Origin of the sequence: uncultured Microbacterium sp. (genome assembly GCF_963521645.1) — a bacterium.
GTDB lineage: Bacteria > Actinomycetota > Actinomycetes > Actinomycetales > Microbacteriaceae > Microbacterium.
Map to the genome: position 1 here is coordinate 1 of NZ_CAUQVQ010000096.1, position 9076 is coordinate 9076.

8 protein-coding genes are annotated in these 9076 nt (G+C 69.9%); 2 read left to right on the forward strand and 6 right to left on the reverse strand.

Annotation, left to right across the window (positions count from 1 at the left end):
- Nucleotides 1–434: 434 nt before the first annotated feature.
- Nucleotides 435–1331: an aldose 1-epimerase family protein gene (locus RWO82_RS13925; protein WP_314428084.1), complete on the forward strand. Its 897-nt coding sequence runs from the start codon at nucleotides 435–437 to the stop codon at nucleotides 1329–1331.
- Nucleotides 1332–1439: 108 nt separating this feature from the next.
- Here the strand turns inward: RWO82_RS13925 and RWO82_RS13930 are convergent, their stop codons facing one another.
- From RWO82_RS13930 to RWO82_RS13945, 4 genes are all read right to left on the reverse strand, one after another.
- The gene (locus RWO82_RS13930; protein ID WP_314428086.1) at nucleotides 1440–4658 is read right to left on the reverse strand and encodes an efflux RND transporter permease subunit; all 3219 of its coding nucleotides are present in this window, start codon (nucleotides 4656–4658) and stop codon (nucleotides 1440–1442) included.
- A 23-nt stretch (nucleotides 4659–4681) separates the two neighbouring features.
- Nucleotides 4682–5275, reverse strand: coding sequence for a TetR family transcriptional regulator (locus RWO82_RS13935; RefSeq protein WP_314428088.1), 594 nt, complete (start codon nucleotides 5273–5275; stop codon nucleotides 4682–4684).
- 114 nt (nucleotides 5276–5389) lie between these two features.
- Nucleotides 5390–5749, reverse strand: coding sequence for a CrcB family protein (locus tag RWO82_RS13940; RefSeq protein WP_314428090.1), 360 nt, complete (start codon nucleotides 5747–5749; stop codon nucleotides 5390–5392).
- Entirely contained in the window at nucleotides 5746–6135 is a 390-nt protein-coding gene (locus tag RWO82_RS13945; RefSeq protein WP_314428092.1) for a CrcB family protein, read from the reverse strand. The genes RWO82_RS13940 and RWO82_RS13945 overlap by 4 nt, the downstream gene beginning before the upstream one ends.
- Nucleotides 6136–6222: 87 nt before the next feature.
- Between RWO82_RS13945 and RWO82_RS13950 the strand changes: the two genes are divergently transcribed.
- Nucleotides 6223–7752 carry an FAD-dependent oxidoreductase gene (locus tag RWO82_RS13950; protein WP_314428094.1) on the forward strand — a complete coding sequence of 510 codons (1530 nt, stop codon included), beginning with the start codon at nucleotides 6223–6225 and terminating at the stop codon, nucleotides 7750–7752.
- A gap of 3 nt (nucleotides 7753–7755) precedes the next feature.
- Here RWO82_RS13950 and RWO82_RS13955 read toward each other — a convergent pair whose 3' ends face one another.
- The gene (locus tag RWO82_RS13955) at nucleotides 7756–8580 is read right to left on the reverse strand and encodes a nitroreductase family protein (RefSeq protein WP_314428096.1); all 825 of its coding nucleotides are present in this window, start codon (nucleotides 8578–8580) and stop codon (nucleotides 7756–7758) included.
- Between the two features lie 4 nt (nucleotides 8581–8584).
- Nucleotides 8585–8959 (reverse strand): hypothetical protein, encoded by a 375-nt coding sequence (locus RWO82_RS13960; RefSeq protein WP_314428097.1) that lies wholly within the window; start codon nucleotides 8957–8959, stop codon nucleotides 8585–8587.
- Between the last annotated feature and the right edge of the window lie 117 nt (nucleotides 8960–9076).

The window sequence follows — 9076 nt, forward strand, 5'->3', positions numbered from 1 at the left end:
GGCATCGCGCGAGTCGCGGGTGTCGCGGGCCCCGTCACGTCCGCCGGAGTGGCGGTCGTGGAACGACGACTTGTTCGCGCCGTAGCGCGGCTCGAAGTTGGCGGCGGGGCGTCCGCCGCGGGGCTTCTTGTTCTTGGGCATGGGTGTGTCCTTCTGAGTTCTCGCACGAGAACAGCGCCGCGCACACGCGCGTGCACCCTGCGCCCGATCGGATGCGATCGAGCAGGGTTCCGGACTGTCAGCGGCCGGGGCCATTCATGTGATGGTTGATCAAGCGTCGAGCGACGCTCACCATCGGCCCCTGGACTCACACTTCTTACACAAAAACGTCCGCGCAGCGCGCGGGTGTCCGAAGCCGACGCATCAAGTGTAGCGGGCCAGCCTGAGAAACCGCCCGGTCCCCCGACGCGCGCGGCCCGCCATACGATTGCGGGGTGAACTCCGCATCCCCCACCGGCACCCAGGTGCACCTGCAGCTCGGCGACGTCAGCGCTCAGATCGCGCAGGTCGGCGCCTCCCTCCGCTCCCTGCGCATCGGCTCGGTCGACCTGATCCCTCCGTATCCGCTCGACTCTCCGACGCCCTCGTGCTCGGGTGTCGTGCTCGCGCCGTGGCCGAATCGCGTCCGCGACGGGCTCTGGAACGACGAGGGCATCGAACGCCAGCTCGCCATCACGGAGCCGAAGTTCATGAACGCCAGCCACGGGCTCCTCCGCTTCACCGCATACGGAATCGACGAGACCGCGTCGGCGACGACCTTGAGCGCCACGATCGTGCCGCAGACCGGATACCCGTACCTGATCGAGACGAGCGTGACGTACGTGCTGCGGGCCGACGGGATCGACGTCACCCACGCGCTCACCAACCGCTCCTCCGCTGCGGCGCCGGTCGCGCTCGGCACGCACCCGTTCGTGACGATCGGCGACGTCGACCCGCATGACCTCGTGCTGCGCGTGCCTGCGGAGACCACGATCGACACCGACGAGCGGATGCTGCCCACGGGCACCCGTCCGACGGATCCCGCACTGCGACAGGGAGTGCGGATCGGCGACGTGAGCCTCGACACCGGGTTCACCGACCTCGCGCGCGACCCCGACGGACTCGTGCGCCACTCGTTGACGGCTCCGGACGGACGCCGACTGACGCTCTGGCAGGGCGCGGGCTTCGACTTCGTGCAGGTCTTCACGACCGACAAGTACCCGGGTCAGTCGCTCGCGGTGGCGATCGAGCCCATGACCGCGCCGGCGGATGCCCTGAACAGCGGCACCGGCATCCGTCGCCTCGCTCCCGGCGAGACCTGGACGCTCGAGTGGGGCATCACGCTCGAGTGACTCCGGGCCACCGCGCGCACGGCCCGCACGCATGCGCGACGCCCACCCGGGAACCGGTCCCGGGCGGGCGTCGAGCGTCGCGATGCGGTGTGCTGAACCGCGAGACGTCTACTCGCCGCGCTCGCGCAGCTCGCGTCGGGTCAGCTGGTTCGCGTGCGGCAGTGCAGCACCCGTCGATCCGTCGGCTGTCGCCCCCGTCAGCGCGAGGTCGCCTGCGGGCGCGGGTCCGTCCACGGGATCGGAGCCCTCGACCGGCGCGGGACCCTCACCGCCGGATCCCGCCTTGCGAGCGCGACGCCGCTCCTTCGCACCCTCGACGAGGTTGTAGAGCGTCGGCAGCACGATCAGCGTCAGCACGGTCGACGAGATGAGCCCGCCGATCACGACGATCGCCAGGGGCTGCGAGATGAATCCGCCGTGCCCGGTGATGCCGAGCGCCATCGGCGTCAGCGCGAAGATCGTCGCGAGCGCGGTCATGAGGATCGGGCGCAGTCGCTTCTCGCCACCTGCCTTCACGGCGTCGACCGTCGACAGTCCCTTCTCGCGGTACTGATTGACGAGGTCGATCAGCACGATCGCGTTGGTCACGACGATTCCGATGAGCATCAGGACGCCGATCAGCGAGGCGACGCCGAGCGGCACCCCGGTGACGATCTGCAGCAGGATCGCACCGGTCGCCGCGAACGGCACCGACACGAGCAGCAGCAGCGGCTGACGCAGCGACTTGAAGGTCGCGACCATAACGACGTAGACGATCAGGATCGCCGCGAGCATCGCGAGGCCCAGCTGCGAGAACGAGTCCGCCTGCTGCGTCGCGACGCCGCCGACCTCGGCCGAGGCACCGTCGGGCAGGTCGACCGCGTCGAGCGCCGCGGTCACCGACTGCGTGGCCACGGCCAGGTTGTCGGACGCCGGAGGCACGGTGATCGTGGCAGTGCGGCGCCCCTGCTCGGTCGTGATCGAGGTGGGGCCGTTGCGCTCCTCGACGGTGGCGATCTGCTGCAGCTGCACCACGCCGAGCGGTGTCGGAATTGTCAGCTCGCGCAGCGCCTGAGCGGTGGTCGGCGGTTCGGCGGAGGCGAGGTAGATCGTCAGCGCGGTGTCGTCGATCTCCACCGTGCCCACCTGCTGCGGGCGCATGGTGTTCGACACGATCGATCCGACGGCGACTTCCGAGAGCCCCCGCTGCGCGGCGGCGTCCCGGTCCACGACGACGGCCAGATACGGCAGCGCCGCGGCGAGGTTGTCGGTGACCTGTCCGATGCCGTCGCGGCCGTCGAGCTCGTCGGCGACGGCGGTGGTCGCGGTCTGGAGATCGTCGGCATTCGAAGCGGAGACCGAGATCTCGATGTCGCTCGAGCCGAAGCCCGCGCTCGACGCGACCGACACCTCTCCGACGTCCGTGAGGTCTGCCACGGCATCCTGCACCGCAGCCCTCAGGTCTTCCTGATCGGCGTCGGCGTCGGTGAGCACCGAGTAGGTGATGCCGGCCCCGCCCGAGAACGCGTCGCGCAGTGCGGAACCGCTCGACCCGATCGACGCCTGCACGGTGGTCACGCCGTCGATCTGCATGAGCGCGTCCTCGACGGCGACGGCCGCCTCCGACTTGGTCTCGAGGCTCGCCGTCGGGCCGAGGTCCTGAGTGACGGTCATGGTGTTCTGCCCCGAGTCGCTGAGGAAGTTCACCTTCATCAGCGGCGCCGCGGCGAGAGTCGCACCGAGCACGACCACCGCGAGGATCACCGTGACCCCCGAGTGCTTCAGCGTCCATCCCAGGATCGGCCGGTAGGCGCGCTGCAGCGGGGTCGGGGGCGCAGCCGGGTCCTCCGGATCGATCTGCACGCCGTTCTCGTCGAGCAGCGGCTTGCCGGGACGCAGGAACCAGTAGGCGAGCACCGGCACGATGGTCAGCGACACGAGCAGCGAGGCCACCATCGCGATCGAGACGGTCATGGCGAACGGCCGGAACAGCTCGCCGACCATGTCGCCGACGAACACGATCGGCAGGAAGACGGCGACCGTCGTGATGGTCGACGAGGTCACCGCCATCGCGACCTCACGCACGGCCAGGCGGATCGCATCGCCCTTGTCGGCGTCGCCCACGTAGTGGCGTTTGATGTTCTCGATCACGACGATCGAGTCGTCGACCACGCGGCCGATCGCGATCGTGAGCGCACCCAGGGTGAGGATGTTGAGCGAGTAGCCGAACGCCTGCAGACCGATGAACGTGATCAGCACGCTGGTGGGGATCGAGATCGCCGTCACGAGCGTCGAGCGGATCGACAGCAGGAACACGAGGATGATGATCACGGCGAACACGAGGCCGAGCATCCCCTCGGTCGCCAGGGTCTCGATCGACTGCTGGATGAACGGCGCCTGGTCGAAGATGATCGTGAAGGTGGCGTCGGGGAACGCCTCGCCGATCGTGTCGAGCGCGGCGATCACGCCCTGCGACACCTCGACCGTGTTGGCGGCGGGCAGCTTGGTGATCGAGATCGAGAGGGCGTCCTGCCCGTCGACGCGCGAGATCGAGGAGACCGGATCGGTCTCCTGCACCACCGTGGCCACATCTCCGACGGTCGCGTCGGTGCCGACGAGGGGCAGCGCGGCGATCTCCTCGACGGACGTGATCTTCGCTCCGGTCTGCACCGTGAGGGTCTGACCGTTCTCGGTGATCTCCCCGCCGGGGAACAGCGTGCCGTTCTGCTGCAGTGCCGTGCTGATGGCCTGCGAGCTCTGCCCCCGCGCAGCGAGGGCCGCGACATCCGGCGTGATGGTGATGCGCTGACCGACGCCCCCGATCAGCTGCGCGGCGTTGACGCCGTCGACGTCTTCCAGCTCGGGGATCGCGATGCTCGTCAGCTCGGCCTGTGCGTTCTCGGCGTCGTCGAAGCCCGTCACCGCGACCTGGATCACGGGGAAGTCGTCGATCGACACCGCGAGCACCTGCGGGCTCAGGTCTTCGGGCAGCTGACCCGAGATGCGGTTGATGGCCTGCTGGATCTTCTGCTCGGCGGTCGCGAGGTTCGTGCCGTAGGCGAAGGTCGCCTGCACGATCGAGGCGTTCGTCGTGCTCGTGGCGGTGGTGCCCTCGAGACCCGGAACGCCCTGGATCGCCGACTCGATCGGCGTCGACACGTCGTTCTCGACGACCTCGGGCGAAGCGCCCGGGTACGTCGTCATGACCATCAGGTTGGGCAGCTCGAGCGAGGGGATGAGCTCCTGCTTGAGGTTCGTCAGAGCGAGTCCGCCGAAGACGGCGGCGACGATCGTGATCAGGGCGATCAGCGCGCGGTTCTTGAGACTCAGGACGGCGAGGTTCGACAAGGGCGGATTCTCTCTCGGTCGGATCAGGCGGATGCTGCGGCGGGGGAAGCTGTGGAGGACGCCTGCCGAGGGGTGAGGATCCCGGCGAGGGCGTCGCGGATGAGCTCTTCGTCGAGCGGCTCGTCGTGGATCTGTGCATGCCAGAGTACGCCGTCGATGAAGACGGCGGCGGCCCTGGCGCGGTCCACTCCGTGAACAGGGGCGATGAACCCGACGATCTCGTCGGACCACAGTCGGGCGAACTGTCGCACGCGCGGATCGTGCACGGCGGCGGTGACGACGGCGCGGTCGGCCCGGATCGCGCGGGCATCCGTGAGCGCCTTGTGCACGAGCCGTGCGAGCCCCTCGGGGGTCACTCCCTCGACCACCACCGCTCGCCTGGTCTCATCGATGCGTGCCCCGATCTCCGCCGCCAGGGCATCGATCGCGGCCTCGCGCAGATCGTCGAGCGTGGCGAAGTACTGGGTGGTGGCGCCGAGCGGCACCTCGGCCCGCGCGGCCACCTTGCGGTGGGTGAGCGCGTCGACGCCGATCTCGATGATCAGCTCGGCGGCGGCGGTGACGATCTCGAGACGGCGCGCTTCCGGATCCCGGCGTCTGCGCGTGCCCTCGCCCATCGGTTCCCCTCGCCGTGCGTCTGTACGGGTGTACATGTACGTTTGTACATTCTGCGGGGAGATGCTGGGGATTCGCCGGGTGCGGCGGGGCGCGGCGCGGGCCGCGCGGACGCGTCAGACGACAGAGCCCGAGGCGAGGCCGAGGCCGGCGGCGATCAGTCCCAGCACCAGCATGCCGACGGCGTTGAACGCGGATGCCCGGCGCGCACCGTCGCGCCACAGAGCCACCGCATCGAGCATCGCCGTGCTGAAGGTGGTGTATCCGCCGAGCAGTCCGGCCCCCAGGAGGAACGCCTGTGCGGGAAGCATCGCCGTCACCAGCCCCAGAGCGAACGATCCGCTGAGGTTCACGAGCAGGATGCCCCAGGGGAAGCGCCGTCCCGCGATTCTCGCGACGCCGATGTCGATCAGGTAGCGCAGCACGGCCCCCACACCTCCGGCGAGCGCTGCGCCGACGAACAGCAACGGACTCACGAGTCACCCCCCGAGCGGGGTGCGGCCGCACGCGGACGACCCATTCTCATCCCGAGCGCCGCCGCGGCGAGGCCGAGCACGAGGCTGCCCGCGGCATACGCGAACGCCAGCAGCGGAGCATCCGCCCACAGCGAGACCGCGCCGGTCGTGAACGCGCTGTAAGTCGTGAAACCCCCGAGCACGCCGGTGCCGAGGAACACACGCAGCGCCGCGGTCGCCGCGAATCGCGCCGCGACCACGCCGATCAGCAGAGCGCCGAGGACATTGACGACGAGGGTCGCCGTGGGCAGGCCGCCGGCATCCGGGATCCAGAACCCGATGGCCAGCCGAGCCGCCGTGCCGATGCTGCCGCCGATGAAGACGAGGAGCAGGCGTCGAGGGGTCACGCGGCAACTCTAGTCGCGCGCTTCGCCGCCGCCCGCCCGCTTGTCAACCGGGTGCGTCGAGAGCGGTCTCGGGTCGAGACTGTCACCATGAAGCCACTGTGGAAGCTCGATCGGACCCCACCCACCGGCGCACCGTTCGACCCCGGTGCACGACACGACGTGATCGTCGTCGGGGCCGGGCTCACGGGGCTCACCACAGCCGTCATGCTCACGCGCGCGGGCCTCGACGTCGCGGTGATCGAGGCGGGCGCCGTGGGCGAGCTCGCCTCGGGCGGCAACACCGGCAAGCTGACGCTGCTGCAGGGACAGCGCCTCGCCGAGATCCGCCGACACCATCCTGCGGCCCTCGTGCAGGCGTACGTCGAGGGCAACCGCGAGGGAATGGACTGGCTCACCGGCTTCGCCGACCACGCCGGAGTCCCCTACCAGCGGCGCACCGATCACTCGTACGCCCAGGATCGCAGCGGACTCGAGACCGTCTCGGAGATCCATTCGGCAGCCCGCGAAGCGGGCCTCCCGGCCCGGATGGTCGCGACGCACGAGCTGTCGTCCGCGGCGTTCCCGGCCGCCGGCGCCGTGGCTCTCGACGACCAGGTGACGATCGACCCGATGCTGGTCGTTCAGGCTCTGGCCGACGAACTGATCGCCGCAGGAGGCACGCTGCACACCGGCGTCCGCGTCACCGCGACGCATGTGCTCCCCGAACCCCGCGTCGAGACCCCGGTGGGGCCGATGTTCGCCGAGCACATCGTGATCGCGACCGGCTACCCGATCCTCGACCGCGGCCTCTACTTCGCGAAGATGCGCGCCTTCCGCTCATACTGCGTCTCGTTCCGCACGTCGGCCGAGATCCCCGACAGCACGTTCATGTCGGTCGACAGCCCCTCACGGTCGATCCGTCCCGTGTCCACCGCCGACGGCCCCGGCGACACCGCCCAGCTCATCGTCGGCGGCAACGGTCATCCCGTCGGTCGCTCCGACGGGGAGGCGGCCACGGTCGAGGATCTGATCGAGTGGACGAGGACGCACTTCCCCGATGCCGAGGAGACGCACCGCTGGTCGGCGCAGGACTACGAGTCGCACAATCAGATCCCGTTCGTCGGTGCGATGCCGCGCGGCCTCGGCAGCATCCGCTTCGCCACGGGCTATGCGAAGTGGGGACTGTCGAACGCCCCCGCCGCGGCGCTGCGCCTCACCACGGAGATCCTCGGCGCGAACTGGCACGATCGCCCGGGCTGGATGGTCAAGATCGGCACGCGACTGACCGTGCCCGCCGACCTGGCCCGCGGCGCGGTCGAGGGGGCGAAGGTCGCCGCTGCGGCCACGACCGGGTGGATCGATGCCGAGCGGCGGCCCGTGCCCGTTCCGAAGCCCGCCGAGGGCGAAGGCGTGGTCGCGAACCGCGGCGGACGACCCGTCGGCATCTCGACGGTCGACGGCGTCACCCGTGCGGTCTCGGCGGTGTGCCCGCACCTCGGCGGAGTGCTCGACTGGAACGACGCGGAGTGCACGTGGGACTGCCCGCTCCACGCCTCGCGCTTCGCGGCGGACGGCACGAGGATCGAGGGTCCCGCGCTGCAGGACCTCACGCCCCTCCCCCGCACGACCGGCGAGTGAGAGTCAGCTCGCCGGGGGTGCCCCGGCGCCCGGCGGCGGGGCGTCCCACCCCTGCTGCGGTGTCTCGCAGCTCTCGCGGAACACGTACTGCGACGCGAGCTTGCGCTGGTGGCTCGACCAGTCGATGGCCGGGCGGCGCTGCTCGGGCGGCAGATAGCCGAGGCGATAGACGGCCATGAGCTCGAGGTCGTCGGGCACGCGGAGCAGGTCGATGATCTCCTCCCAGCGGCCGGGCACCTCCATCGGGAACGAGATGAACTGGATGCCCATGCCGAGCTCGACGGTGGTGAGCCAGACGTTCTCCATCGCCGCCCCCATGCTGAAGACGGAGTAGAACGACGACAGCTGCCCGGGGCGGTACTCGCTGCGGTCGAGCATCACACCGAGCAGCAGCCGAGAGCCCGCGACGAGCTTGTGGTTCTCCTCGCCGAGGGTCTTGGGCACCCCGAACGTGTTCATCAGCTTCTGACCGCGCTTCGTGAACACCTGGCTCGTGAACGGTCGGAGGGCCGCGGGGAGCTTGTCGAACAGCATCCCGCTGCGCTTCTCCTCCATCTCGGCCTGGCTGAAGCGGAAGTACGGCTTGTACCGCTCGAAGAACGTGCCGTTCGACATCGCCTCGGTCATGCTCTCGCCCGAGATGCGCGCGATCCTGTCGATCGTCTCGCGGTTCTCGATGACCACGAAGCGCCACGGCTGGCTGTTCAGCTGCGAGGGGGCCCGCCCAGCGGCCTCGAGCAGGATGCGCTGGTGCTCCTCCGACACCGGGTCGGGCAGGAACGACCCGTTGGTCGTCTTGCGGCGGCGGATGGCGTCGAGCAGTTCCATGCGGTCACTTCCGGTCGGTGGCGAGGCGCGAGCACACGAGGCCCGCGACGATGAAGGGTGCGGCGGCGAGCGCGACGAGCGGATGCCGACGGCTGTGGGTTCCGAGGTACGGGATGGCGGCGAGCGGGGCGGCCGCGGGCGCGAGGGCCAGGGCCGCACGGCGGCTGGCGTGGACGGGTCGGCCCCAGAGCACCGCCGAGAAGGCGGCGGCCGAGGTGACGCACGTGGCGATGTAGATCGCGTGGTGCAGCCAGCGGAAGCCGCTCGTGTCGATGATCCTCGCCGCGACGGCACTGCCGAGGGCGACGTTGGCGGAGTAGGCCACGGCCGCGGCGGCGAACAGCGGCGCGGCATCGGTGCGTCTGCGGCGGGGGGCCATGTCCCGACCCTACGCCCACCTGCGGCATCCGATCTCGGCCTTGCCCCGGTGTCTGTTCTCAGGTACTGCCACGTTTCGTCTCGGTGCTTCGCTCCTCGCTCAACGACCGGGAAACGC